General features: G+C 39.8%; 21 protein-coding genes. 9 read left to right on the top strand and 12 right to left on the bottom strand.

Annotated elements, in window-relative coordinates:
• The 4 genes from EI161_RS06495 to EI161_RS06480 form a co-directional block, all read right to left on the bottom strand.
• Nucleotides 1–250 (bottom strand): IS1 family transposase (locus EI161_RS06495; protein WP_192529141.1); only part of this gene is annotated, 250 nt, incomplete at its 3' end.
• A 48-nt stretch (nt 251–298) separates the two neighbouring features.
• Nucleotides 299–847: a TniB family NTP-binding protein gene (locus EI161_RS06490; RefSeq protein ID WP_192529255.1), complete on the bottom strand. Its 549-nt coding sequence runs from the start codon at nt 845–847 to the stop codon at nt 299–301.
• Nucleotides 847–2,826, bottom strand: a complete 1,980-nt coding sequence (locus EI161_RS06485) for a Mu transposase C-terminal domain-containing protein (RefSeq protein ID WP_087813924.1) — start codon at nt 2,824–2,826, stop codon at nt 847–849. The genes EI161_RS06490 and EI161_RS06485 overlap by 1 nt, the downstream gene beginning before the upstream one ends.
• A complete protein-coding gene (locus tag EI161_RS06480; RefSeq protein WP_087813925.1) occupies nt 2,816–3,472 on the bottom strand; it encodes a TnsA endonuclease N-terminal domain-containing protein in 657 nt (218 codons plus the stop codon). The genes EI161_RS06485 and EI161_RS06480 overlap by 11 nt, the downstream gene beginning before the upstream one ends.
• Before the next feature lie 275 nt (nt 3,473–3,747).
• Between EI161_RS06480 and EI161_RS06475 the strand changes: the two genes are divergently transcribed.
• From EI161_RS06475 to EI161_RS06445, 7 genes are all read left to right on the top strand, one after another.
• Complete coding sequence (locus EI161_RS06475; RefSeq protein WP_192529254.1) at nt 3,748–4,395, top strand: TnsA endonuclease N-terminal domain-containing protein; 648 nt, start codon at nt 3,748–3,750, stop codon at nt 4,393–4,395.
• A 31-nt stretch (nt 4,396–4,426) separates the two neighbouring features.
• Nucleotides 4,427–6,409: a Mu transposase C-terminal domain-containing protein gene (locus tag EI161_RS06470; RefSeq protein ID WP_192529253.1), complete on the top strand. Its 1,983-nt coding sequence runs from the start codon at nt 4,427–4,429 to the stop codon at nt 6,407–6,409.
• Nucleotides 6,409–7,302 carry a TniB family NTP-binding protein gene (locus EI161_RS06465; RefSeq protein ID WP_192529252.1) on the top strand — a complete coding sequence of 298 codons (894 nt, stop codon included), beginning with the start codon at nt 6,409–6,411 and terminating at the stop codon, nt 7,300–7,302. Before EI161_RS06470 ends, EI161_RS06465 begins: the two co-directional genes overlap by 1 nt.
• Entirely contained in the window at nt 7,260–8,417 is a 1,158-nt protein-coding gene (locus tag EI161_RS06460; RefSeq protein ID WP_192529251.1) for a TniQ family protein, read from the top strand. Before EI161_RS06465 ends, EI161_RS06460 begins: the two co-directional genes overlap by 43 nt.
• 175 nt (nt 8,418–8,592) lie before the next feature.
• Entirely contained in the window at nt 8,593–9,837 is a 1,245-nt protein-coding gene (locus tag EI161_RS06455; protein ID WP_192529250.1) for a hypothetical protein, read from the top strand.
• Nucleotides 9,838–9,976: 139 nt separating this feature from the next.
• Nucleotides 9,977–10,858, top strand: coding sequence for a DNA-methyltransferase (locus EI161_RS06450; protein ID WP_192529249.1), 882 nt, complete (start codon nt 9,977–9,979; stop codon nt 10,856–10,858).
• A gap of 27 nt (nt 10,859–10,885) precedes the next feature.
• Nucleotides 10,886–13,693, top strand: coding sequence for an N-6 DNA methylase (locus tag EI161_RS06445; RefSeq protein WP_192529248.1), 2,808 nt, complete (start codon nt 10,886–10,888; stop codon nt 13,691–13,693).
• A 21-nt stretch (nt 13,694–13,714) separates the two neighbouring features.
• On the opposite strand, the gene EI161_RS06440 is transcribed toward EI161_RS06445, so the two are convergent.
• The 3 genes from EI161_RS06440 to EI161_RS06430 are packed head-to-tail and all read right to left on the bottom strand — an operon-like array spanning nt 13,715 to nt 16,959.
• The gene (locus tag EI161_RS06440) at nt 13,715–14,128 is read right to left on the bottom strand and encodes a hypothetical protein (RefSeq protein WP_192529247.1); all 414 of its coding nucleotides are present in this window, start codon (nt 14,126–14,128) and stop codon (nt 13,715–13,717) included.
• Between the two features lie 58 nt (nt 14,129–14,186).
• Nucleotides 14,187–15,869, bottom strand: a complete 1,683-nt coding sequence (locus EI161_RS06435) for a hypothetical protein (RefSeq protein ID WP_192529246.1) — start codon at nt 15,867–15,869, stop codon at nt 14,187–14,189.
• The gene (locus EI161_RS06430) at nt 15,862–16,959 is read right to left on the bottom strand and encodes a magnesium chelatase domain-containing protein (protein ID WP_192529245.1); all 1,098 of its coding nucleotides are present in this window, start codon (nt 16,957–16,959) and stop codon (nt 15,862–15,864) included. Before EI161_RS06430 ends, EI161_RS06435 begins: the two co-directional genes overlap by 8 nt.
• 324 nt (nt 16,960–17,283) lie before the next feature.
• Between EI161_RS06430 and EI161_RS06425 the strand changes: the two genes are divergently transcribed.
• Both EI161_RS06425 and hemN read left to right on the top strand, forming a co-directional pair.
• Nucleotides 17,284–19,839 carry a penicillin acylase family protein gene (locus EI161_RS06425; protein WP_192524459.1) on the top strand — a complete coding sequence of 852 codons (2,556 nt, stop codon included), beginning with the start codon at nt 17,284–17,286 and terminating at the stop codon, nt 19,837–19,839.
• A 390-nt stretch (nt 19,840–20,229) separates the two neighbouring features.
• Nucleotides 20,230–21,693 (top strand): oxygen-independent coproporphyrinogen III oxidase, encoded by a 1,464-nt coding sequence (gene hemN, locus EI161_RS06420; RefSeq protein ID WP_413038388.1) that lies wholly within the window; start codon nt 20,230–20,232, stop codon nt 21,691–21,693.
• Between the two features lie 246 nt (nt 21,694–21,939).
• Here hemN and EI161_RS06415 read toward each other — a convergent pair whose 3' ends face one another.
• The 5 genes from EI161_RS06415 to EI161_RS06395 form a co-directional block, all read right to left on the bottom strand.
• Nucleotides 21,940–23,316: an esterase-like activity of phytase family protein gene (locus EI161_RS06415; RefSeq protein WP_192524461.1), complete on the bottom strand. Its 1,377-nt coding sequence runs from the start codon at nt 23,314–23,316 to the stop codon at nt 21,940–21,942.
• Between the two features lie 145 nt (nt 23,317–23,461).
• A complete protein-coding gene (locus EI161_RS06410) occupies nt 23,462–24,322 on the bottom strand; it encodes an SPFH domain-containing protein (RefSeq protein WP_192524462.1) in 861 nt (286 codons plus the stop codon).
• Nucleotides 24,323–24,345: 23 nt separating this feature from the next.
• A complete protein-coding gene (locus EI161_RS06405) occupies nt 24,346–24,843 on the bottom strand; it encodes an NfeD family protein (protein WP_192524463.1) in 498 nt (165 codons plus the stop codon).
• Between the two features lie 381 nt (nt 24,844–25,224).
• Nucleotides 25,225–25,758 carry a porin family protein gene (locus tag EI161_RS06400; protein WP_192524464.1) on the bottom strand — a complete coding sequence of 178 codons (534 nt, stop codon included), beginning with the start codon at nt 25,756–25,758 and terminating at the stop codon, nt 25,225–25,227.
• A gap of 129 nt (nt 25,759–25,887) precedes the next feature.
• The gene (locus tag EI161_RS06395) at nt 25,888–26,433 is read right to left on the bottom strand and encodes a porin family protein (protein ID WP_192524465.1); all 546 of its coding nucleotides are present in this window, start codon (nt 26,431–26,433) and stop codon (nt 25,888–25,890) included.
• Between the last annotated feature and the right edge of the window lie 376 nt (nt 26,434–26,809).

Below are 26,809 nucleotides of genomic sequence, written 5' to 3'. Positions count from 1 at the left end.
TAAGCACTTTACCAATACTAACTGAGGCTATAATAGCAATATCTCTAACACCGCAACCTCTCACCGTCATTAGCCGTATGATGTCTTCTATTTTAGAGTGACAGCCCTTATAAGTTAAGGCATGGTCACCAATGAATTGACGTTTGCAGTCCTTGCATTGGTAGTTCTGCTTGCCATAGCTTTTTATGCCGTTTTTCTTTAAACTGGGACTGTGACAGTCGGGGCAGCTGATATCTATTTGTGTCTTCATAACCTCAAATATATCATCTTGCTTTGGCTGTCACCCTCCTTTATTTCTTCAGCATACTTTCTGACACACCACCAAAAATTTAATGACATTCATTATTTGTCTTTGCTGTCTTGCAGTGCCTGTTAGCAAGGAATGAATTTCATCTATGACAAGCATTTTGACATTGCAGCATCGAAAGGCATGAATAACTTGGTAACGAAGTTTTGTAGTTGGCTCAGTACTTCGATAAGGTAATGCTAAGCGCTCAAGCAAACTAATATATAGCTCCTTTTCACTTGGAGAAGGGGGCGCTTGTATCAGAACTACAGGGACTATAGAATCTTTAAAATCATCGATATAAGGTAAGCCAAACTTCTTATGAAATTGATTTATCAGTGTGGTTTTACCATTATTTGAGTCGCCTATAATCATTAAGTTAGGCATTCTATGTTGCTTAACTTTATTCATTAAGCCTTGCAAGGTTTCCATAGACTGATTAGCTTTGTCATAACCAATCCAACGAGGTTCATCTATAAATCGCAACCTCTCTTCATTAGGCAAAAGCGCAATATGACGGAATTTTGGATGAATATGTGTATAGGGGATTTCTTGTTTCATTATTCGATATCCTCATAAAAGTATATGCCATCATCACTATCGTCAGATGTTATGTCTAAGATGCTATCAGAGACTCTTGATTCTTCTTCTAAAAGCTCGAATACTTCTACTTCTTTAGGTGCGTAATGCTTTTGAGATTTGACATGATGCTTGCGCCTTTGCTCTTTTCTACGTTGAGTTTTAGTTGACGATGTAGCATTCTCAGTGAGTGACTGCATTTCATCCCATGCCTGATATATTAGATGCTCATTAGACTTGCCATATTTCTGTCTAACTAAGCCTTTAAGCTGTTTATACTCCCAAAGACTCATAACAGGCAAAGCCTGATTGGCATAAGGAATTTTGAAATATTGCTTTAATTTGGGATCAAAAAACCATATTTGGCTAATATCTCTTGGGTCCTGTCTGAAAATATATTTTTCTTTGTTACCATTTTTGTCTGATGTATTTACATAATGATTTAAACAGATATCGTAGTAATATATACCTTCGATACGGACTCCAGAGCTTTGAATAGTTCGCTCAAAACTTGGCATAAAGTCTAGTCTCAAAGTTATGTCATCGACAGGTAATTTTGGTATACCGTTGGCCTCGCTTAATGAGTCTCCAAATATCCCGATTTTCCATTGTTCGGACGGTGTTTTTTCGATACTTGAATGAATACTTTGATGATAAACCTTAGTAATGTAAGTTAAAAACCACTTTTCAAACTCAGCAAGAGTGAGCGATGCGTTTTTCTCTGCATCATAACCATCTCTTTGTTTAATATTAGAGAAAGTTGTACCAGGCAACTCATGCACTTTCTTCATAATATTGCCGATCATACGTTCTACATGACCGCCATATTCAGGACGAGCCAAGGGTCGAAACTCAATATTGATTCCATGTAGAGCACAGGACTTTCTAAGGTCTTCTGATCTAAAATCTGAACCATTATCGACGTGTATTTTTTCTGGATAGCCAAATACATCCCAAGTTATGTTCTCAATATTATTTTGCTCTAACAGCTCGTTTTTTGGCAAAATACTTCGAGCTAGACACATGCCCACCGAAGTAACAGATGGAGCATCTAAGGAAATATAGTAGCCTGTTATCATTCGACTGTAGATATCAATAGCTATAGTGATCCAGGGTCTTCCAATAGGTTTACGATGTTTATCATCTACAATTATTAAATCAACAGGTGTATGATCAATTTGTACTACGTCTAATGGAGCAAGAACCTCAGGAAAATGTCCTGTTTTGGGAGTAAACTTGTTTTTCGCCTTCTCTCTATACCCTCTCTTTTTCAAGACTGTCGACTCAGATAGCTGATTGATACGGAATCGTATTGCATTGCCACTAGGCTTTTCAACTCCTAGTTCATGACAACGTTTATGTACCATTCTTACTGTCGCTTGCATGGTTGGACGCTGTGGTGTTAAGTAATAATCGTAAATAACTGTTTTAATTAAGTCATTCATGGCTTCGTCCAAACGAGTCTTATCTTTCGTCCACCCTCTTTTCTTATCTAACAATGAAGCAATAGAACCTGTATGTTGGTAAGCATCTACCCACCTTCTCAATGTTCTACTTGTAACACCGCTCTCTTTAGCTCTTCTCTCATAACCATCAACACCTCTATAGCCTTTTTTTTGAGCGATTAATGGCTGAATGGCGAAATACTTTTTCTGAGCTTTTTCCCAGTCTTCATCACTGATACATTCTGAATCTACATTGATGACAGTACCATTCGGATTAGGAAGGTTCTCAAAGTCATGAATACTCAGCAATTCTACTCTAAGAGTTTCAATGCTTTTGAAAAGTGCTTGATTAAAATCAGCCAGTTCAATAAGTTCAAACTGATCACCGTTTTGCTTGTGGCAATAAATATTACCCTTAGCAAGATGAATAGCAGCTCTATCTAAGGTGAATCCTACGTTTGGGATGATTTCTTCATTATCTAAATTTTTACTCTCATCAATGCGACTACTGTACATGCCAAACCTCCGTTTTTTCGTCTAATTCTTCCCAAAAGTCAAATCCCAGTCTTTTAGTACCAAGCAAATGCAGAATAGTACGTTTACCTTGAGGTCGATAAATTCCACCTTTAAAGAACTTCTCTAGAAGATATTCAATTGTTGTGTTTCCCATCATTTCTACTTGATTTAATATGACTTGAATATCGTGTTCACAACAGGCAGTTTTTCTAAAGCGTAATACATACTTCACATTCTCTAAACCTTTGTGATGAATTCTCGATTCATCATAGATTTTAAAACGAAAGTTATGCTCGTCACTATAACTTATAGCTGCCTTCCATTTATCTGACCAATCTCTCCAGTTTTTCTTCCACTCACTTCTAGGTTTTACTTCAACTATTAAATGCTTAATCAGCTCTTGCCTATACTCTGCACCGTCATCTAAATGCACAAAGTAGTCAGGTGTGTATTTATAAGCTCTTCCATTCTTTTTAAAAGGTATAACGACAGGTTGTGCTATTACTTCTAATACATTAGTTCTAAAAGTCTGAAAGATTACGAAATCACGTTCTAAAGTAGATTCGTAAGGAATAGATAGCCCATTATAGGAATAAAGGCCAGATACACTTCTCCTGGTTGGCTTAATAACTCTCATTTGTTGCATAATCTTTGACACCTATTGGGTATAGTATGTAATTAGTTGACAGGTTATAAAGGAATGATTGATATCTATTAAGGTAATTTAAGCTATAAAGTAAGGTTATTGACAGTATACCTGACATTTATTAAGAAAAGCGACAACCCCTGTCAATTCCAACAATAAGCGTCAAAAAAATACCTTATTTCCTAGCCTATAGCACATTATTACCTAAATTAAATGTCAAATCTTACTAGCAATAGGTGTCATAATCTTACAAATTACTAGCAATAGGTGTCATAATGTTCAAACATCAAACTCGTAAAATAAAACCGACAAGACGCAGTGTTTCAGGTGTTATTTCTTACAAGAAAAAGCCACTTGCTTACGAATCGACTTTAGAAAGAGATTTTATCATTTATCATGCTTTTCGGAAGGATGTTAAAAACATCGTACCTCAGCCTGTGAAGATACCATTTAACAAAAACGGTAGAACTTATCACTACACACCTGACTACTATGTGGAATTAGATGCTAAATCAGGTAAGTCATTTATTGCAGAGGTCAAACCTAAGAGTGAATGGCAAGAGAATTGGCGTGATTGGTCTGACAAATGGAAAGAAGCTATACGATACTGTAAGCAAAAAGGTATCAGGTTCATCATATTCGATGAGGATAGGATTAGACATGAGGCTCTTGATAATATCAACTTTCTAAGAACTTATGAAACCATAAGAGTTAGTAAGGAAGAGGTTGAAGTAATACTCGCTGATATCAAGCAACGTGGCGTCACTAGTGTTGATTATATATTAGAGAGATACTTCAAATCAGAGCTTTATCGGTCTGACGGACAGGCACTAGTTTGGCATTTAATGGCAAATAAACAAATCGGGTTTGATATCTGGAGCGACATTAAAGACCCGCAAATGGAGGTCTGGCATGTTGAATAGTGAAATCGTAACTAAACCAATAGGACTAAGGATGAGTTCTCATTTTGACACTAGCAGTAAATACAGCCGTGATCATATTCAAATGGTGCTTGGTGGTCTTTATCGTAACAAAAGCGATAATGATGAGTACCAACTTATTGAGTACCTTGACGACCTAAATCAAGCCGTATTTAAAAACTTAAAAACACTGAGTAATCAGGTTTTATCCATCCATGACTTTGATAACGTGACAGATGGCGCAAATACTTCTTTTGTTGTCGATCTTAATAACATTGGTGATGATGAATGGCAAGAAGCTCAAAAGAAGTACCTAGCCATAACCCCGCTCATTATGGAAGACGATTGGTATGGTGAGGACAACTATCGAGGTGAGCAGGGTTATCAGAGAAGAGCTGAGGAAGTTGGTGTTTCTAGCCGCACTCTTAGACGATGGGTTGATGCTTATCAATCAACAAGCTCAATTGGCTCTTTAATTGATCAGAAAAGGGGTTGGAGAAAAGGGTCTAAACGTCTCAATAACGAGACAGAAAAAATCATTAGCGATGTCATTAATGATTTTTACCTTACTGTTCAAAGACCTAATGCACAAGCCACTATCAGAGAGATTCATAGGCGTTGTTATTCAGAGGGTATTGAGAAGCCTAATAAGAACACTATCCGTAACCGTATCAAAGAAATTAAAGAGAAAGACTTGTTGCGCGGTCGTGGTCAAAGAAAACGTGCAAAACAAAAATTTACCCCTAAAGCTGGGCAATTTCCTGACGCCAACCACCCTCTTAGTGTCATTCAGATAGACCATACGCCAGTAGATTTGATATTGGTTGATGATAAGCATAGAAAGCCTATTGGTAGACCGTTTATTACAGTGGCTATTGATGTCTATAGCCGCATGGTCACAGGCTATTACATATCACTAGATGCACCGTCGGTTACTTCGGTTAGCATGTGCATCTCACGAAGTATCTTACCAAAAGATGAGTTGTTGCTTGAGTTTGGGTTATCCGATGTGAAATGGGATGTCTTCGGTATGCCAAAAAAAATCCATGTCGATAATGGCTCTGATTTTAGGGCTGAAAGCTTGCAAAAGTCTTGTGCCTTTCACGGTATTAATCTTGAATTTAGGCCAGTAGCAAGACCTGAGTACGGTGGTCATATTGAACGATTGATTGGCACTATAATGAAACGAGTACATGAATTGCCTGGCACCACTTTCTCTAACATTAAAGAAAAGGACGAATACAATTCTGAAAAACATGCCAGTTTAACCTTGCATGAGTTTGAAAAATGGTTTTTGACCTATATCACGATGGACTATCACGAAAGCATACACTCAGGTATTGAGCGCAGCCCTAAAGAGCAATGGCGAATAGGCATATTTGGGGATGAGTTTGAAAGAGGTATTGGATTACCACCAATCCCATCAGACCGTCATACACTAGTATTAGATTTTATGCCCAGTACTCTACGCACTATTCAAAGAAACGGGGCAACAATAGATGGCTTACAATATTACGATCCTTGCTTAAATAACTTCATTAATCACACTGATGATAATGGTAATAAAACTAAGTTTATCTTTAGACAAGACCCAAGAGATATTACTAGAATATGGTTTTATGACCCTAAGTTACTACAATATTTTCCTGTACCGCTAGCAAATCAAGTGCTGCCACCAATTAGTATGTGGGAGTACAGAAGAGTTTATAAGCAGGTTAAGCAGGAGTCAGGAACGGTTAATGAGGCGCTAATATATCAAGCATTGCAAGATATGCAAACTCTAGTTGAAGAGTCTAAAAGCGCGACTAAGAAAGCGCTTAGAAGTGAGCAACGCAAAAAATCTCATACTAAATCTCAGGTAATGTATGACAATTTGAGATCAGATGAGGAACAAGAGGTGGATATATTAAACACATTGCCTGAATCGACTAGGCTTTTAAGCAAAAAGGCAGTAGAGGTCAGCCTTGATGAGTCTGATGACAATAATGATGGCTTATATTTTGAGGATATTGACTGATGAGCGAATCTTTATATACCCATATTCATGAGAAGTTTAGGCATATTGCTTATTTACCCGATAAAGAAAGAATCGAATTTATCCGTTCTCCACGATGGATAGGTTACAACACTGCTAATCAGGTTATTGGTGTTATGCAAGGGCTGATGAATCATGTAAAGCAACATCGTATGCCAAGCTTGCTACTTATTGGCGATTCCAATAATGGCAAAACGACAATCATAAACCGCTTTTATGACAAGTTTGGAGAAAATTATACGGTTGATGAGACATTAGTAATACCTGTAGTTAAGATTCAAGCGCCACCTACTGCCAGTGAAAAAGATTTGTATATCTCTATTATTGAAGCGTTTATGCTGCCGTACAGACCAACCGATGCTGCCAGTAAATTAAGATACCAAGTTGTTAATGCGTTTAGGCATACCAACGTCAAAATATTGATCATTGATGAAGTACATTCAATGCTCACAGGTACAGCTAGACAGCAAAGAGCAATCATGAATGTGATCAAGTTTCTATGCAATGAGTTGCTTATACCTATTGTTCTATGTGGCACTAAAGACGCTATTCGTATCTTACACACTGACCCACAACACGCGAGTCGTTTCGATGTTGCTGAACTTTATTTGTGGTCAAACGATAAAGAGTTTAAACGTTTAGTTGGTAGTTTTGAGAAGATTTTACCACTCAAAAAACCTTCTAATCTTATTGAAACTGAAAAAGTTAATTTAATTTATAGCATTAGCACAGGCAACCTTGGCGATGTTAAGCGCTTAATTAATGATTGTGCTATTAGTGCTATCGAATCAGGTGAAGAAGAAATTACTGTTGAGAATATTAGGGGTAAGTCGTGTTTAAAACCAACCAAAGGGCTACGCAAAATTATTGGGTAAAACCACTAACTTTTGCCACACCTTTTCTATACGGTGAGAGCTTAACGTCTTGGCTGGTACGCGCTGCGCTTAAGCATGGCTGTAGCCCATTAACCTTTACCTACTACTATTGGCCTCAGTATCGTATATGGACTTATGACGTTGATAAGGGTTTTGATAATATCGATGAGCAAATTACCTATGACATAGCAGTATTAACGGATGATAACGGTGATGCTTTCGACAATTTGATACTCATTGATTTTTTGAACAATACATCAGTTAAATCAGATAAAAAGACACCGATGCTATGGACAGCGCCTTTATCAAAACGCAACCGCTATTCATTGATAGGTTATCCTTATTGCCCTGATTGTATGAGCAATGACAAAGAGGCTTATCTTAAGTTGCAGTGGCGCTTCACATGGTCTGTCTGCTGCACTAAGCATAAGAGCTTCTTGCAAGTGGATTGTGGGCACTGCAACCACCCCTATCAGCCACAACTTTTGAGTCCAGAACAGAGGTTTATCAATCGCTGTCATTCCTGTTTTGGCAAGTTAGATCAAGCTATATCGGATATATCGCCTAGCGAGGCAATTGATGATTTTCAACAGCTTGCGGATAAGGCTTATTACAGTAAGCAAGGCGTTATTTTGGGGCAAGTTGTTAGTATGAATCAATGGTTTGAGTACCTGTTGTTTCTAATCAATTTGGTTAGGAAAGGCCTTAAAAACCCTAACTATATGTTTGGCAAGCTTATCACTGCATTAGGGATTGATACCAATACCCTATCCTTACCTAAAACAGCGCTTAGGTTTGATTTCTTGCCTGTTAATGAGAGAGTGGCACTACTTGAATGCGCCTATCACTTATTACAGATAGATGCTGATGATTGGATCGTGGTCTGCCTAGCTTTTAACATTACTCAAAATAGCTTTCAATGGTCAAAAAGTACAGTTATCCCTAAGGCTTTTAGTGCAGTTTATAATCAGCTCCATAGAGTGCCTACGCGCAGTTACGAAGCGCAGTCGGAGAATATACAGCCTGCCTCACCTAAAGTAGTAATGGTTTCATGGAATAGGCTTAAGCGCAAGATGCAAATGAGGGAGAGCTATGATAAACATAAAGAAAGCTAAGCATCGATGTGATTCCTGTGCCAATAAAGATGTTGAGATCAAGAGGCGCTATAAAGGTGAGACTTATTGTGCTAATTGCTATCGGATATGGTTTATTAAGAAGCCTTGCAATAAATGTGGTGAGATAAATCGTCTGCACAAAAAAGAAGATTTTGCTGTCTGTAGAGCTTGTCGTATGAGTCAGCCTTGTACTCGCTGTGGCGGCGAGGCGGTTAAAGATGGCGCTAATACTGAATACGGGCGCGTGTGCCAAACCTGTTATCAATACTATTTTAAGACCAAGAAAGAGTGTTTTGAGTGCGGTGAATTTAAAAGGAATATCAGTCGATACTCAAAGCTATCTCACGATCACGCAATATGCACACGCTGCTATCAAAGTCACTTTATGCAAAGCTGCTCTTTGTGTGGTAGGTATAGGGAGCTTGTAGAGAGTGAACAAGGCAAAATATGTCAAAAATGCCATGAGTTCGGTGAGATACCCTGCGAGACTTGCCATAAACCTATGCCTGCTGGTATGGGTAAGCGATGTGGAGACTGTTACTGGTCACAAAGACTTAAGCATGAGGCCGAGATTAATACTTACCTCTTGACCGAGGGTGTGATGAGACAAGCTTATACTTCTTTCACAATATGGTTTGAGGCCGAGCTTGATAGCAAGACTGCTGCCCTTAAACATAATAATTATATCGATTTCTTTGTTCGCTGTGATGAGCTATGGGGCAAGATACCGAATTATGAGTCATTGGTACAAGAGTTCAAGCCTAACGGCCTACGTGAGTATCTAACAGCGCTACGATGGCTGATTAAAACCAAGCAAATTGTGGTAAATCCTGATGTTAAAAGTCAGATTGCCGAGGAAGAGCGTATCGTTAATTTACTGGCTAAGTTTGATGATAAAGCGCCTTACTGTATTAATGACTATCACAATTATTTAGAGCAGAAACTGCTTTTGGGTAAAACCTCGCTTAAATCAGTCAGGTTAGCCTTGCAGCCTGCAATAGACCTATGTACTCAGTTTAAACTTGAAGGCTCAAATATTCCAATTCAGGAACAAATAGACGGGTATTTGCTGGTTAAGCAAGGTCAACGTAATGCGCTCTACGGTTTCGTAATGTTTTTGAATAAAAAATGTGGGTCAAGTCTAGTCTGTGAAAAACCTTCTAAAGATGTGATCTTAAAAGCTAATCGCAATCAGCTTGAAAAACAAATCATTAAGTTTATTAATGAAAATAAGATGTTGTCAAAAGACAATGAATTACAGTGGTTTCAGCTTAGCATGATGTATTTTCACGGAATTAAAGTTAGCTTAAGTTCGCTAAAAAACTCAAAAACTCAACTATCAGGTAACAACGACATGATAACGCTAGATTATTGCGGCAAACAATACTCTTTACCAAATTTCAAAACAGGTTCTTTCTAATGTCTATACATAGTACCAAGCGTAAGAAACTAGCGACAACAGTTGTCGCATATATAGGCCATCGTTCAAGTAATTATTGTTTAGATATATTGATTATGAGAAAATCCAACAGTTTTAATGTTTTTCGGGGCGCATTTTTATGAAATATTTAGGTGGAGAAATACATCAAGGAGACTGTCTAGATATCATGAAGAATATACCTGACGCCTCTGTTGACATGATACTTTGTGACCTACCTTATGGCACTACTCAAAATAAATGGGATAGCGTGATTCCTCTAGATTTATTGTGGGCTGAGTACAATAGAATAATAAAACCTAAAGGCGCTATTGTTCTGAACTCTCAAGGCATATTTACAGCTAAGCTCATCATGAGCAACGAGCAGATGTTTAAGTACAAGTTAGTATGGGTCAAGAGTAAGTCTACTAATTTTTTAAATGCTAAAAAACAACCTCTAAGACAACATGAAGATATATGTGTTTTCTATAAGAAGCAGCCTGACTATTCTCCCATGATGTTTCCAGCAGAATCTTACGATAAGGGAGTAAGAAAAGATCAGTACACAGGTAGCTATGGAGATTTTAAACCTGTTCATGTCAAAAGTGCAGGTGAGCGCTATCCTACAGATACTATCTATTGCAAAACCTCTGAAAGCGAGAAAGGAGGGAGAGTCTGGCATCCTACACAAAAACCTGTAGCTTTAGGACGTTACTTAATCCGTACATTTACCAAAAAAGGTGATATAGTTCTGGACAACTGTTTTGGTAGCGGTTCTTACTTGGTGGCAGCCGCTATGGAACAAAGACGATTTATTGGTATTGAAAGAAATGACGATGTTCATCTATTTAAAAAAGAGAAAATAGATTATATAGAAGTAGCTAAACAAAGGTTAAAAGAAGTTGAAGCTACTTTTGAATCAAAGGATGAACTTCCTGCCTTACTATCATTTCTACAGCCTAACGCCAAAAACGATCAACTTAGAAAAAAAGGCGTCTTTATGGTAGACCCTTTGTTTGACTAGCGACACCAAATTATTTAAGGCAATAGAATGGACTATAAGACTAACTACAATGAGCGCTCTTGGGCAATAGATTTAATCGCTCACATCAAGGCATACGTTGGCACAATTGACCGACCTATAAAAGAAGCTGGTGGTGAAAACTCAATTGTCAAAGATGGTAGTAGTTTGTTCCCTGATGTCTTACTCTTTGGTGATAGTGGTTCTGCAAAAATACTACAAGGTTGGGAGCTTAAGATGCCCGACACACCTATTAATGACTCAGAGTTTTTAGAAAATGCAATTAAAAAGGCAGTAATACTTGGTCTTAATAGTATTGTTTTGTGGAATGTAAAAAGCGCTCACTTGTACATTTTAAATAAAGAGACTGATAAATTTGAGCTTTCTAAAGTCTGGGATGATCTCGTAGATATAAAAACCAGAGAACAGGTAAAAGAGAATCCTGAAAGATGGAAGATGGTCTCCAATAGCATAATAGATACGGTTAATGATTATTTAGATGATGGCTCTATAGAGGGCAGATCGTTCATTGAAGCTTATCGTAGCGGCGGTGTAACATCGATAATACTCCAGAATACCAAGCTTTTAACGGATGCTATTAACGAAAAAGTTAAGACCGACAAGCGTTTTAAAGCCCAAGTCACTTTATGGCTAGACGAAAATGGTCAAGAATACAATAAAAGCAAAGGACAAAATAAAACAGATACTTTATCAAGAGCAGTTCTATCAAATTGGCTGGGCAAATTTTTGTTTGCACATATATTAAGCTCTACAAGTAGTCCTGCTAGAAACCTTCTAAAAACAATCAATAGCTCTACAACAGTTGATGAAGCTTTAGATATATTTAAGGAAATATCGGACAAGTGTAATTTTTGGACTATATTCTCACAAAGCCTAGCTATGGATTTAGTACCTAGTTCTATTTGGGGTCACTTTTTAGAGCTAAATAAGTTATTGAACGATTTGAAAATTGGAGAGATAGATCAAAAGCAGCTATCTAGCATCTTAGAAGATACTGTTAGTATTAGTTCACGTAAACTAAGAGGCCAATACACCACTCCTAGACCTTTAGCGAGGTTATTGGTTGAATTGTCAATAAATAATGTCAAAGAAGATAGGGTTGCAGATTTTTGCTCAGGATCAGGAACGATCATAAGAGCTGCGCTTGAAGCTAAACTTAAGGTATGTTCACCAACAGAAGTAAGTAGAGACGTTTACGCGAGTGACTTGGATTTCCATGCAAACCAAATGACCACATTTGCCCTTGCTAAACCTAATGGCATGGATTTACCAATAAAAGTATTTAATGCCGATGTATTTTCTCTACAACCTACTTCTAGTGTAACGTTCAAAGACCCTAAAACTGGTGTGGAGTTCAAAGAAGAGCTAGGTGTTTTTGATGTAATCCTAAGCAATCTACCTTTTATTTCTCAAGACGGACGAAAGAACTTCGAGGACTCAATAGAGGCAATATCAGATAGTCTACCTAATAAGTACGATTTCATCAGCGCAGATGATTTTAAGCCTTTCAATAAAAAATCTGATATATATGCCTATATACCATTTCATGTATTACCTTTACTTAAGGAAGGTGGATGCTTAGGTATTGTAATTTCAAACTCATGGCTTGGTACAGAATGGGGTATTGGTTTCTTATGTCAAATCATTGGTCACTATCATCTAAGAACTGTCGTAACATCAGGGGTTGGTAGATGGTTTAGTAACAGTGAGGTTGTAACCAACATATTAATTCTTGAGAAAAGAGCCGAAAACGATAAGTCTTTAGATGACATAAATTTTGTCACATTAAAAAGACCTTTGGCTGATCTAGAGGACGATGATTACTTATCAACTCTTTCATCCTTAATTACAGTTGGAACAGTTGACAGTAGCGAGTCTTTAGACGTTAGAACTGTTAGTATCAATGATTTATTTAAGTTTGTTAAATTAGGCGTGGGCTTAAGCTCTCAGTTTATCGATTGTGATTGGTTAACAGAAGTGCCACTAATAAAGACTTCTAGTCTCATTAATAGCTCAAGAGGCAACCGCAGAGGGTGGGATGCTCTGTTTTATCCGTCATCAAATGAAGATATTGAGAGTGAGTTTCTTGAACCTGTACTGTTGAACTCAAAAGGTATTAAAACGTATCTAGTATCCCCTGAGTACGAAAGACAGGCATTTTGTTGTTCTCTATCAGAGAATGAGCTGATCGCTCAAGGTAAAATGGGAGCATACAGTTGGATTCAAAAATTTAAAAATGCTAGCAATAATTCTGGTGTGCCTTTAGTTGAATCGCTTGCTATAAAAAAAGGTTTACTTTGGTATGACTTTGGCGCAAAAACCAAAGCTGATCTAGTTGTAACTATGAACCCAGAAAAGCGTTTTTTTGTCGCAAAGATACAAGAGTCTTCGATTGTAAATCAAAGGCTGATTTGTTTGAGAGTAAAAGAAGATCAAGATACTGACCTTCTTCACGCACTTTTAAATACAGCATTAGCGTACTTCTTAATAGAATCTTCTGGATTTGGAAGAGGGTTAGGAGCGCTAGATCTTAAAGCTAGTAGTTTCAAATCTATGCTTATGTTAGACCCAGCAAAGCTAGATAATACTAAAAAAGAGGCGATTAAAGAAGCTTTCAAACCACTTTTAGCAAATTCGAGAATTATTCATAACATAGATGAAGAGCTTGAAGAAGAGGATAGAATTGCTTTTGATAAGGTGGTACTAGAATCTTTTGGCATACCTCATTTGCAAGACAGAATCTATGATGGGCTTTTAAAACTTGTCTCGATAAGGCTTGAAGCTAAAAATGTCATAGCTGATAATTTAATAAAATAGATTATCCATTTCGGTTGAGTGTCAGAATAAACTTTTACTATCTAAGCTTTGTAGCTGCTCATTACACAGCTTTAAACCAACCTGTATAGCTGTTGTAAGATCAGCACCATCTTTAACGCTATACGGTACATCTGAGCGCATACCACTACTCTGCAAAGAGTTAGCTGCCACTTGGTTCAACGGTGTTGGTATGTACTTCTCGTCTGCATAACCCTTTGGAGAAAACCATACTTCACGGCCTAAGACTGGATGATTGCTACATGATATTTCACCATAAGGCACAGTTAATGGATAAGGTGTAGTATACTCAAATCCCCACAATACCTCATCCGCACCGATATAGCCTGCACCGTAGTATTCATCATACTCTTGAGGTATAGGCTTACAGGCAGATACTAATACCAATAAAGCTAAATATAATGTTGGTTTATTCATAAGAGTGCTTTTCTAGCAGGTATATTGTATTGGATTCTTATTCTATAAATATCCAAAATCATTTTTTCTTTAGGCAATTACCTATCGCTTGCTTAACCCAATTAATATCATCACCGTTAGTATGTTTAAAGTATCTAACAATGCCAAATTCAGATATTGCATTTACATCGGACAGACGACCATTACCACTAAATAACTGACCCAAGACTTGTCTTATAGATTCTTCTGTAAAAGCATTCTGTTCTTTCACTCTTATAACAACACCGCTAGTTTGGCTACCTATTTTCTTACAATCAAATAGATAAAAAACTCCCAGTTTAGTAATCAGGCGCATGACGAACACCACTTTCACATCAGAGTCGTTTTTTCTCCTGCGCATACCACGCACTATTTCGCCAATAAATATATCATCGTGAGCAAGGTTTACGCAGTCTATGACTACAGGAGCATAAGCTAAAGTGACCTTAAGATTTTGAGCATAGCGTAATATGCGTTCAAAGTTATTCTTTATGGAGGGCATTGCACCGATATCTGCTAAAACTTGCACTCTGCCAATATCACCATTAGCATTACCATTCTCTCCATCTGCAAAAGCATCAGGAGTGTTTTGAGGTAATCGTATAATCTTTGAGTTACAGCTATCTATGGCCTCGTTCAAGGCTAAATTCTTATACTTTACAAGCTTTCGTATAAGACCTATCTGCTCTACTCTATGCCTTACTACAGCAGTGGTGACATTGTTAGCATCTCTTTCAGCTTCCAGTATTATCTCATCAGACTCAATAGTGTTATAGATTGCTCGAAATTTTAAAGTTTGAGGATCAGTACCATCACCGTATGTAGCAGAATTAGGTTTGTCTATCCTATACTCTATTGCATCCCCTTGCGGCATAGAGATACCTAAAATTTCAGTACAAAGCATAGTCTGATCATTGATTCTCAAACCAACTATCTTAAGTTGAAGCTCTTGCTTGTGATAAGGTTCAGCCTTTAGGGAGTGGTACTGCTTATTATTATTAAGCATTCTCTTATTGAGACTCCAAACCACTCCTTTAGTATGGTTGTTTGTTTTTAGATAGTATAGGAATACAGCGTCGGCAATCACACATCGATCAGGTATAGTGATAAGATCACCGCAGTTATCATTTATATTTAACCTTTCTTCGACTTCCTGCTTATGCCAACTAATAAGAACTTTATTGATTTCTTTTGACACCCCGTAGTGTGCAACAAAGAACAACACTGATGGAATGATTATTTTGACAGTATCTGTCTGTACAACAAGATTAGTGTTAGAGTCTGTTTTGATGTCATCAACTGGATAGCTATCAGGCTTGAGGATATATTCATCTTTATCTTTTGAAATGCCAAAATGATTAGTATATGCAAGATTTGGACGCTTATATTTTTCATTGTCATACGCATCTAAGGTGGTATATAAGGTTTCAAATTCGTACTTTTCTTCACACCTCCCACCTACCCAAATAGACCCTATAGGCAACTTCAAGATTGACTTGATCGATACTCCGACCACTACCTGTTTATTTGTACTAGAGTCTAAGAAGTACACTTGAACTGATCTAAGTCCACGATGATAGTATATTTGCCCATACCATAAAACAATATACTCAGTCTTTGGCTTATAGAATCTACCTAAACATACCTTAAAGTAGCTTTGGATATCCACCATACCCATATACTTAACTTTTTTACCGTTATTCTCGAATAATGTATCAAACATAATTCACCCCTAATTTATGTAAACTAGGTAGCGAGTCAGCTATTTTTTTAAGGAGTATTTTTAGGAAATAAGTAGGGTTAAATATTGAATTTTGACATCTATTCTTGGAATTTGACATCAATTGTTGGAATTGACAACCCCCACCGACCAACGCCACCGCAGATATAGTATGGTGAACTTGCCTGAATGGCCGCGTACCATAATCATAATCACTGTCGGCAACTGAATAGGTACTGGCAACCTCTAATGCGTCCTCAGCACTCAAATCTGGCAAGATAGTCGGTAGACGAGAGGCCATTAAGGTCTTACCCGAACCTGGGGGCCCAGTAAACAATAACGAATGCCCGCCAGCCGCGGCAATCTCTAACGCGCGCCTAGCATGATGCTGTCCTTTTACATCCGCCAAGTCCACTTGATAACCAACCTGCTGCGGGGCAGGACTAGGCTGTACTATCTCTAAATGCTTCTCTACAAGGCTAGCATCTGTGAGCGATTGCAAATGATCACAAACCGCTTTTAGACTATCCGCCGCCAATATCTCTACGCCCTCGACACGGCTAGCTTCAGCACCATTATCCATCGGCACTATTAACTGCGGTTTGGGCCGTGGCTGGATGGTCGGTGACAACTGCTGACCTTCACTTGACTCCGACTCACTAGCCTCTAACACCTCCAATGTTTTCGATGCTAGTACTTCAGCTTTCATTGCCCGTGCTACCGCCAAACTCCCGCTCACTTGCCTTAGATCGCCATTGAGCGCCAACTCACCGATAAACTCAAAGCCTGCTAACACTTCTGGATCCAATTGATCACTGGCCGCCAAAATACCGATGGCAATGGGCAAATCAAGGCGCGCACCATCTTTAGGCAAATCAGCAGGGGCTAAATTAATCGTTAGGCGTCGATTGGGAAACTGAAACCCTGAATTAAGCAGCGCTGAGCGTACCCTATCCTTGCTCTCGCGTACCGCAGCCTCGGGCAAACCAACAATAGTCAACGCTGGTAAGCCTTGCGACAAATGCACTTCAATAATCACCTTGGGTGCGTGCAGTCCGACAACTGAGCGGGTATATACTTGAGCAAACGACATCCGTAGTTCCTGTTAATAAAAGCAATATAGGCAATTTTCAATCATAAAGCATTCTTTATAAGCGCGCAAATGTCGTGTTTTATTATCTATTATTTACTAGCATAAGCGCCCTTCATTGTTATATGATAAATAATAGATACTTTCGTGCTTAGGGCGCGTCCTCAGTCTTATCTAATGACTCTGGAAAACCTATCTTCGATAGGCGAGACCCAAAGCTAGCAAAAGTATTAACAATAAAAGGATTTTATTGTTCACATAAAGCAATGATGGCTGATTTTTGCCACCGTTTTATATAATACCTTTCAACCATGGACGGATAGGTTTATGAGTATAAAAGTGCTTAATCAGCGTGTGCCTTCACTCACGCTACTCACCGTAGCTGTTTCATTAGCATTATCGGGATGTTCAGATAGTGACAGCAGCTTTAATAATGATGATGACATCACTACCCCTTCAGCGACCTACGAGGTCGACATTCAACGCACAGAGTTCGGTATACCCCACATTACTGCCAAAGATTATAAAGGACTAGGCTACGGCGTTGGTTATTCTTTCGCTGAAGACAATATCTGCTCACTGGCCCGTGAGATTGTGGTTGCTAACGGTCAGAGCATGCTTTATTTAGGCGAAAAAGGCGATGTGGCCAGCGATGTTTTTTATACTTGGTATAATTCACCAGAAAAACGCGCGCAGTTCCTAGATGCACAAGAGCCAGAAGTCCTTGATGCAGTCGCAGGTTACGCCGCTGGTTATAGTCGCTATCTACGCGATAAAGGGGTTGATAATATCGATCCTGACTGCGCTGGCGCCGAATGGGTAAAAGAAATCGGAACCAATGATCTACTGGCGCTTTATGCCAAAGCAAACTTACGCGGTGGCCTCTCAAACTTTGTGGGACCCATCGTTGCGGCGGCACCTCCATCACAGGATGTGACTGTTGATAGTAGTAGAATGGGCAGTAGAAGCATGGACAATAGCAGAATGCGTTCTATTGGCCCAGATTCGGCATCGAACTCGGTATCGACCTCTTCATCTACCGCTGCAGACACAGCCGATTTAGCCTCAGGCTTTGATTTTGATATGACCACCATCAATGTATTGGATGGCGGCAGTAACGCCTACGCACTTGGTAGCGAAACGACGGGCACCGATAGCGGAGTTTTATACGGCAATCCACATGAACCATGGAATGGTATCCAACGTTTTTACGAGTTTCACTTAACCATGCCCGGTGAGCTTGACGTAATGGGTGCAGCTCAACAAGGTCAGCCTTTCCCGAATATTGGTTTCAATAAAGATGTTGCTTGGAGCCACACCGTTTCTACTGCCAAACGCTTCACGCTTTATCAGCTTGAGCTAGTGAATGGCAATCCTATGAAGTACAACTATACCAATAGTGATGGCGTCGTAGAACAGCGTGATATCCGCAAGGATGAAGTGACCATTCAGCTACCAGACGATCAAACCCTCGTTCAACCTGTTTATTCCTCACACTTTGGGCCTATGTTAGCAATCAATAAGGTTAACGGTTTACTACCAGTTTGGGGGGCTAATAATATCGCCTTTACTATCCGTGATGCCGCGGCAGAAAATGCACGCTCACTGAATCAGTGGCGCAGCATGAACCAAGCCAGTAGTGTCGAGGACTTGGTTGATAGAATGCAAGATCAGGTTGGTCTAGGGTTTGTCAACACCATCGCCACTGACCGTTACGGTAAAGCCCTTTATGCGGACATCTCAACCGTACCGCACGTGACCAAAGAGCAGTTAAATAGTTGTACAGAGGGAGAGTTATACTTAAAAGCCATCGTGGGCTTTGGCTTCCCAGCATTAAAGGGCAATAGCGCTGATTGCGAATGGGGCAATGACGCTGACTCGCCACAAGCCGGTATTTTTGGTCGCTCAAATCTGCCGTTCTTGATTCGTGATGATTATGCGATCAACTCCAATGACAGTTATTGGCTGAGTAACTTAGACGCACCATTGACTGGATTTTCACCGCTACTGCGTCGTAACTTGACACCTTTCCTCGAAGAAAGTCCTGTCGATGGCGTACCATTACTGATGCGCACTCGTATGGCGTTTCAACAGGTATTAGACAGACTCGATAACTCAGATGGTCTTGGTGGCACTACCTTTAACCTAAAAAACCTGCAAGAAGTCGTCTATGGCAACCGCAGCTACGTCGCTGAGTTGGTGCTAGATGATGTATTGGCTGATTGTAGCGCTGACCCAATGCTGCCGTTGACTGATAGTGGCACTATCGATGCCACTCAAGCTTGTGATGTGCTGAGCAATTGGGATCGTCGTAATAATCTCGATAGCAAAGGGGCACACGTCTTTAGAGAGTTTTGGAATAATATTGATTTTGAAGAAACCATTGATGATAAAAAGCTATTTAGTGTACGTTTTGACGTCAATGATCCAGTCAATACGCCTCGCGATCTCATTATCAACGCAACTACACGAACAGCTTTGGGTGATTCGATTAAATACTTCCAAGATAAAGGTATCGCATTTGATGCAACTTTAGGAAGTGTTCAATACGTTATAGACGCAGGTAAGGACAACGAACGCATTCCTATGCATGGTGGTCAAGGAAGCGAAGGGGTATTCAATGTGGCAAGAGGTCCTGGTCCCAACGCTGATGGCAATTACGTGATTAATAATGGCCCAACTTATATGCAGTCGGTCACTTTTGATGCTAATGGACCCGTCGTAGAAGCATTGCTCGCCTATTCGCAAGCAGAGGACAGCACGCGTCCTTATCATCGTGATCAAACGCGCCGCTACTCAGCCAAAGACTGGATTCGCTTGCCGTTTAGTGCTACTGAGATTAGCAACCAAGCGGTTGGTAATAAAGTTCAATTAACAGAATAAAAAGAGCAGAATTTATAAAAACAGTAAGAAAGACTTTAGGGCAATCCTGAGGTCTTTTTTTATTACCTACCCATACAACTTTATGGGTATATACAAAAACTCTCTATCCATGTCACTATTATCAATGATTCGTTATACTACCCATTACCTATTTAAGCATTCATATTTAGACTATTTAATGCTTAGTAAAGCAGTTAATCTTAAAATGACTTATATTAAATCGCTACCAGCAAGGCCATTAGTTGACTCAAAATAGCCACACACCGAATACGTAAATATGGCGATTTATACAGTTAAAACGAGGAATATCGCATGACAAACCAGTCAGAACAAAGCACCCAACAACCCTATAATCGTGCGGGAGAGCAACCCACCACCACCCGCCCTGTCATGCAGCCAGACAATCCATATGCCAGTACTCGCGGCAGCATTACTACCAAGCAGCTACCCGCATTCGATGAAGATATTATTAATAAATACAATCGTTCAGGGCCTCGCTATACCTCTTATCCAACCGCTTTAGAATTCTCACCGATGCCAGAAGGGCTTGAGACCAAAATCCTTCGAGAGCGTGAAGCCCATGCCCCGCTATCGCTCTATTTTCATATTCCCTTTTGTCGTCACCTTTGCTATTACTGCGCTTGTAATAAAATCATTACTAAAAAGAACAGCGATGCAGGCGATTACTTAGAGTACCTCATTGCTGAAATTAAGCACAAACGTAGCTTATTAGGCACAACCGAAAACGGCAAAAAACCACTGGTGAAACAACTGCATTTCGGCGGTGGTACACCGACTTTTTTACAAGATAATGAGTTAATACAGCTTTGGGAGTTTTTGCAAACTCAATTTGAGTTTTTGCCCGATGACCAAGGTGACTATTCTATCGAGATCGACCCACGCGAGCTCAGTGGCGAGACGCTACAAGTGCTGCGCAACCTGGGTTTTAATCGCGTCAGTTTGGGCGTGCAAGACTTAGATGAAACGGTACAAATCGCAGTCAACCGCGTACATTCGGCAGAGTTAATTGAAAATGTATTAAAAGAGTCGCGCGCGTTAGGGTTTCGCTCTATCAACGTCGATTTGATTTATGGTTTACCGCATCAAACGCCAACAACCTTAGATAAAACCGTCCAGCGTATTATCGAGATGTCACCGGATCGCTTATCGGTCTTTAATTATGCCCATTTGCCTGAGCGCTTTAAATCTCAACGACAAATCAAAGAAGCCGACCTACCGACGCCAGCCTCCAAGCTCGCAATGCTTGGTAATACTATCAACACCTTAACCGAAGCCGGTTATCAGTACATTGGTATCGACCATTTTGCCAAACCTGATGATGAGCTTGCCGTCGCCCAGCGTGAAGGCAAATTACATCGTAACTTCCAAGGCTATACCATCATGGGCGATTGCGACTTACTGGGTTTTGGCGTGTCTTCAATCAGTCAAATTGCTAATGCCAATAACAGCTATATCTTACAAAATCATACCGATCTACAGGTTTATAAAGACAACATCGATGCTGCACGCAGCAATCCTGCGGTAATGCCAGCGGTCAAAGTGATTAAAACATCCATTAAAGATCGCTTACGCGAATATGTGATTATGAACTTGTTATGCCACGACTATATCGACTTTAGAGACGTCAATCAGAAATTTGGTATCGATGCCATTACCTATTTTATTGATGAGATCCAACAGCTTGGTCAGATGCAAGACGACCGCTTGATTGACATGGACGCTGCCGGTATTCGCGTACTGCCAAAAGGTCGCTTATTAGGTCGCAACGTGGCGATGGTATTCGATGAATATCTTGAGAAGAAACATAAAAACCGCTTTTCAAAAGTTATTTAAGTGAGGTGTTTTTAAGCTGATTATTAACCATAAAAAAGACCTCGATCGAGGTCTTTTTTATGGTCTGTGATAAAGATGTAGCTGATTCACTTTAAAACCGATACAGTGCTGCTGGAGTAAATTTTTTGCAGCCTCTGTCACCCTTGCGAACAGCAAGCAAGAAAAACTTATACCAGTAGCACGTGGCTATTAACGTATCGATTTTATTTCGAACTGGCTATAGTTATCTGTATAAAGCAGCCTGCTCTACTCGGTAGGCATGACGATATAAAGACGATTGGCATCTATGATAGTCTTTTCCTTATCAAGATATTTGTGTTCAACAAGGCTTTTTGGGTTGGCTATCTCCGTATCTGTTATCGAAAAATCATCATCATTCAATAAACCTAACGAACCATCTTGACGCAACCATAAGCCTTCAAGCTTATCATGCGGATAATCTATCGTAGCCAGAACATCAACGACCAAGGTCTTGCTAACAGGCTTAATAGCCATCTCTTCAAGTGCTTGCCAGTTTTTTTCGTCTGTGGCAATAAGCTGCTCTAGTGTTTGTCCTTCGATAGTCAAGCCGACGATCTCGTCCTGCTCGACACTTTTATTATCTAAAATAGTTTCAATATCCGTTGCCTGTGAGGTATCAACTTTGTAAATTAGCTTTTGGGCTGATTTGTCTTGTAGCGGAAACTTGCGATCATGTTCAATCAAATAAAACTCATGCTCATTAATAGCAACGATACCTGATGCCACATGCTGTGCTGCATCCAGACGATATAAGTATTGTTTTATCTGACCTGAAACTAAGTTAACCGTCACCATGCGGGTCAAATTAGACAGACGTCCCGATTGATCAGGATTGTCCATGGAAGACTCCATAATACCTACTAGGGTCGTCTGATCAGGTGTGACTGTTAATGCTTCCATCCCGCGATTGGTGCGACGCTTGGTAAACTCTGCTGGTAATAAAACTGGCTTACCATCAACCATCACATTATTACGCTCATCATTAGCAAAAGGATTGATACGCTCGACCTCTATCCCTTCGGCATCATAATGAACGAGATGTGGCCCATATTCATCACTGATCCAAAAACTGCCGTCTGTGAGCGCGGTAAGTCCTTCTGGATCCAAACCATTGATATCGGTTTTAATAGGGTTGGTCACAGTATCAAAAGGTAAGCTTGGGTTTATAGTCATCGGCTGACCATTAACATCATAAGGTACTTCGTTAGTACCGCCCAATGCTTTTGGATTCGGAAGCCCAGAGATGGGATTGCCGGTGCTGTCTTTTAGTATGATTTCTTTTATTTTAGTGATTTTGCCATCAGCTTGTAACTCAAAAAGCCCAATAGACGGTGTATAGTTTGGCACTAAAAACTGCTTACCTTTACCCGCAACGCCATCAAAATCAGCATTGGGACCACGATCGGCGAGTGCATAAAATTGATTGGCATTGGTTGGATGAGCCGCTGCATCTGAGCCGTAGCCACCCCCTCGAATCTCCAATTTCTGCTCAGGATAAGCGGCATTGGTGAGCGTCGCATCCAGTACGGTATAGGGTAATGGGCTACCTTGAGGGAAGTCTGTTATAGACATCAGCATATTATTTGAGTTTTGCTTAAGCATTGTTATTTTCCTTTTATCTGTACTTTCATTACGAGCTAAATAATTTACAGTCAAAAAAATAGCCAGCGCGTTGGACGCTAACTGACTATTTTTAAAATTGAACCTTGTAATAGGTATAACACCTAGATTATTAAGTCATTGATTATTAAACTTTAAGCTTATCACCTACCATGCCTTTTACTGTGCTTAGAATATCAGCAGGTAACACCACCATTTTGGAGTTGTCAGATTCAGCCAGCTCCCGAATCGCTTTGATATACTGCTCACCCAGTAAGTAGACAATCGGCATCTCTTCAGTACCCATCGCATCAGTAATCAGACGAATAGATTCTTCAGAACCTTTAGCCAACACTACTTGCGCTTCAGCATCGCGACGTGAGGCTTCTAGACGACCATCGGCCTCTAAGATAGCGGCTTGTTTTTGACCATCGGCGCGTGTCACTGTCGCACGGCGTTGACGTTCAGCCGCCGCTTGTTCTTCCATCGCCGTTTGCATCGTATCAGACGGATTAATATCTTGAATCTCTACTGTTTTAAGCGTGATACCCCAATCAGAGATATCTTCTGAAATCGCGTGTTTTAGCTTGGCTTTGATTTCGTCACGGCTCGATAGTGCACTATCAAGATCCATTTCACCAATAATTGAACGTAATGAGGTTTGTACCAAATTACGAATACCATACTCATAATCCTCGATACCGTACACTGCCTTGTCTGGACGAACGATATTAATATAAGCGACAGCATTAGCAATGATAACCACGTTGTCTCGGGTAATCACTTCTTGTGATGGAATATCGAGGACAATATCTTTGGTGGTAACTTTATAAGACACGTCGTCAACATAAGGGATAATTAGGTTTAGGCCGGGTTCTAGTGTTTGGCTATACTTACCCAAGCGCTGCACCACCCATTTATAACCTTGCGGCACGATGCGAACGCCTTTAAACACGGTAAACACAACCAGTGCAATCAAAACGATCATAACAATACTAAAGCTTTCCATAACTTATCCCTATTAGCATACCTTTATAAATTACTGCCTGTGTTAATCGCTGCTTGTGACTTCATACTACTGACGATTAGCTCGTTACCAACGATATCCGTCACGATCACCCGATCACCCACTGCCACCTGCTCGCCTCGCGTACGGCACATCCATTCAGCCGCACCGACAATAGGCACACTAAATCTCACCGTCCCTGCTCTATCGGCCTGTGGCTGCACGATAATCATACCTGTCTCACCAACGATAACACTGCCGCCCAACCCTGCTTTAGTACGATCTACAGACAGCGGTTTGATATACTTAAACCACGCCAGTAGAAATATAGCAGAGAGCACTAGCCAAACAATGATTTGAATAGAGACAGAGATGGGCAATAACCATGAAAGTATAGCAACGATGATGGCAGCGGCACCAAACCAAAGACTAGCAAAGGTGGGCACAAACATCTCGATAATCAGCAATAAAAAGCCCAATACCAGCCAATGCCAAGGTTCTATCATCCAGAGAGTCTCTATCATCGGCACATTCCCTATCTTTGTCATTCTAACTTTCAATGTAGCACATTTTTAAGAGTAATAATGTCTTAAAAATCATTAATATATAGTTGATGAACAATAAAATTAGTACAGCTGTATTAGTGTGCTACTGGTATAAGTTTTTTGCAGCCTCTATCTGCGTAGGTACAGCGAGCAAGAAAAGCTCATACTAATAGCACGTAATGTATAGATATTACATTCCACTGGCGATAGTGCCATGCCGATTCTAGTAAAGCCAAGCATGAAAAAGCTACTCTTAAAAGTGTAAGCACAAAAAAACGACCACTTTAAGTGATCGTTTTTTTATTACTGTGTAAGTACTGTTTAAGCAATTTCTAATCCAAGAACTAAGCGTTCAAAGTATTAGAATTTAAGGTTGGCACCAACAGTCCAAAGGTCTGCATCGCTACCAACGATATCGTATTCAGCTTCGACACCGAAATTAGGATTTACTGAATAACCAAGACCTACACCACCTGCTAATCTTGTGCTCTTGTCTGATACAGAGATATTTGGCACTCTGCTATCACCATCAATCTCAGTACGTGCTACACCCAGTTTACCTTTGGCATATACTGGCGTGTTATTAAAGCCATAACGGTAGGTACCATATAGACCATAGGTTTTAGCGTCTACGTCACCATTATAATAATCAGCGTCATCTGAACCAATATACTCAGCTTCTAAACCAAAGTTAGGGTCGAAGTTATAACCACCGTATACACCATAAGCAGTCGGATCACTAGCGCCATCAGTATCTAAATTGAACTGACCAACTTTAACACCAACGTATGGTTGGCCGGTGTAACCGTTACCATAAGATACGGCTGCTTGTGCACCCATGCTCACTAAAGAACCAGCGGCTAATGCAAGTAGAGTTTTCTGTAAAGTTTTCATTGTATTCACCTAATGTTATGTTTTTGATTTATTTTTTGATTTTTAATGTGAGAAATAATACTTAAGTAATCATTTCTCATTTTTGCTCGTTCAATACGCTTTAATATAGGAACTTAAAGGTATGTAGGTCTAGAATTTTAAATGAGCGCCAACTGTCATCAGTTTGGCATCAACATCACTATCCATCATTGCGTATTCAGCTTCGACACCAAAGTTAGGGTTCACTGAGTATCCGAGGCCAACACCACCTGCAATACCTGTATCACTGGCAGAGTTTGAAACTTTGAGCGGACCAACAGTATAGTCACCTTCTACCTTAGTCTTGGCAACACCCAGTTTACCTTTGGCATATAGGCCTGTATTTGGAAACTGATAACGGGCTGTACCGTAGGCACCATAAGTCTTGGCATCAAGATCACCATTTCTATAGTCGGCATCATCTGAACCTACATATTCGGCTTCGATACCGAAGTTTGGATCAAAGTTGTAGCCGCCATATACACCGTAAGCAGTTGGGTCATCAGCGTTGTCGATATCTAAATCAAACTGACCGACCTTCACACCAACGTATGGCTGTCCAGTATAACCATTACTATAAGAAGTAGCGGCTTGGGCACTGACCGTTAATAGAGAACCAGCTGCTAATGCGAATAACGTTTTTTGTAGAGTATTCATTGTTAGCTCCTTAAAATAAGTTTGGACAAACAAGTTATCTATTTATATTAGTTATATTGACTTTATAGCTCTATCGCCTTGTTCGCTAACGATGAGTACATAGTAACAAACCATTTCATAGACTCTGTCAGTGTTTGATGGTTTGAAAGTTAAGATTTGCAAGTATTTATCAGTGTCTGGGTTACAAAGGCTAGGATATGAAATCTTTTGTTACAACTACCGAATTTATGCAATAATCCCTACTCATTTCGCCAGCTTTATATAAGAGATAGGCTTAAAACAATAGGGGCTGTATAGAATTCAAATCAGCGGCAGCCAGATAATGTAGTGGCATAATAAAATTGGACAGCTTCTAAGAGGTTATAATAACCCAAAG

Source organism: Psychrobacter sp. FME5 (assembly GCF_014861375.1).
In the GTDB taxonomy this organism is placed as follows: Bacteria; Pseudomonadota; Gammaproteobacteria; order Pseudomonadales; family Moraxellaceae; genus Psychrobacter.
This window is presented reverse-complemented; position numbering and strand designations above follow the sequence as displayed.

What these genes read in the sequence shown, in the direction of transcription:
- EI161_RS06450 (WP_192529249.1), top strand. Translation starts at nt 9,977, where the DNA reads ATGAAATATTTAGGTGGAGAAATACATCAAGGAGACTGTCTAGATATC.
- EI161_RS06440 (WP_192529247.1), bottom strand. Translation starts at nt 14,128, where the DNA reads ATGAATAAACCAACATTATATTTAGCTTTATTGGTATTAGTATCTGCC.
- EI161_RS06485 (WP_087813924.1), bottom strand. Translation starts at nt 2,826, where the DNA reads ATGTACAGTAGTCGCATTGATGAGAGTAAAAATTTAGATAATGAAGAA.
- EI161_RS06475 (WP_192529254.1), top strand. Translation starts at nt 3,748, where the DNA reads ATGTTCAAACATCAAACTCGTAAAATAAAACCGACAAGACGCAGTGTT.
- EI161_RS06455 (WP_192529250.1), top strand. Translation starts at nt 8,593, where the DNA reads ATGAGTCAGCCTTGTACTCGCTGTGGCGGCGAGGCGGTTAAAGATGGC.
- EI161_RS06395 (WP_192524465.1), bottom strand. Translation starts at nt 26,433, where the DNA reads ATGAATACTCTACAAAAAACGTTATTCGCATTAGCAGCTGGTTCTCTA.
- EI161_RS06490 (WP_192529255.1), bottom strand. Translation starts at nt 847, where the DNA reads ATGAAACAAGAAATCCCCTATACACATATTCATCCAAAATTCCGTCAT.
- EI161_RS06425 (WP_192524459.1), top strand. Translation starts at nt 17,284, where the DNA reads ATGAGTATAAAAGTGCTTAATCAGCGTGTGCCTTCACTCACGCTACTC.
- EI161_RS06480 (WP_087813925.1), bottom strand. Translation starts at nt 3,472, where the DNA reads ATGCAACAAATGAGAGTTATTAAGCCAACCAGGAGAAGTGTATCTGGC.
- EI161_RS06465 (WP_192529252.1), top strand. Translation starts at nt 6,409, where the DNA reads ATGAGCGAATCTTTATATACCCATATTCATGAGAAGTTTAGGCATATT.
- EI161_RS06445 (WP_192529248.1), top strand. Translation starts at nt 10,886, where the DNA reads ATGGACTATAAGACTAACTACAATGAGCGCTCTTGGGCAATAGATTTA.
- EI161_RS06430 (WP_192529245.1), bottom strand. Translation starts at nt 16,959, where the DNA reads ATGTCGTTTGCTCAAGTATATACCCGCTCAGTTGTCGGACTGCACGCA.
- EI161_RS06435 (WP_192529246.1), bottom strand. Translation starts at nt 15,869, where the DNA reads ATGTTTGATACATTATTCGAGAATAACGGTAAAAAAGTTAAGTATATG.
- EI161_RS06410 (WP_192524462.1), bottom strand. Translation starts at nt 24,322, where the DNA reads ATGGAAAGCTTTAGTATTGTTATGATCGTTTTGATTGCACTGGTTGTG.
- EI161_RS06470 (WP_192529253.1), top strand. Translation starts at nt 4,427, where the DNA reads ATGAGTTCTCATTTTGACACTAGCAGTAAATACAGCCGTGATCATATT.
- EI161_RS06400 (WP_192524464.1), bottom strand. Translation starts at nt 25,758, where the DNA reads ATGAAAACTTTACAGAAAACTCTACTTGCATTAGCCGCTGGTTCTTTA.
- hemN (WP_413038388.1), top strand. Translation starts at nt 20,230, where the DNA reads ATGCAGCCAGACAATCCATATGCCAGTACTCGCGGCAGCATTACTACC.
- EI161_RS06415 (WP_192524461.1), bottom strand. Translation starts at nt 23,316, where the DNA reads ATGCTTAAGCAAAACTCAAATAATATGCTGATGTCTATAACAGACTTC.
- EI161_RS06405 (WP_192524463.1), bottom strand. Translation starts at nt 24,843, where the DNA reads ATGATAGAGACTCTCTGGATGATAGAACCTTGGCATTGGCTGGTATTG.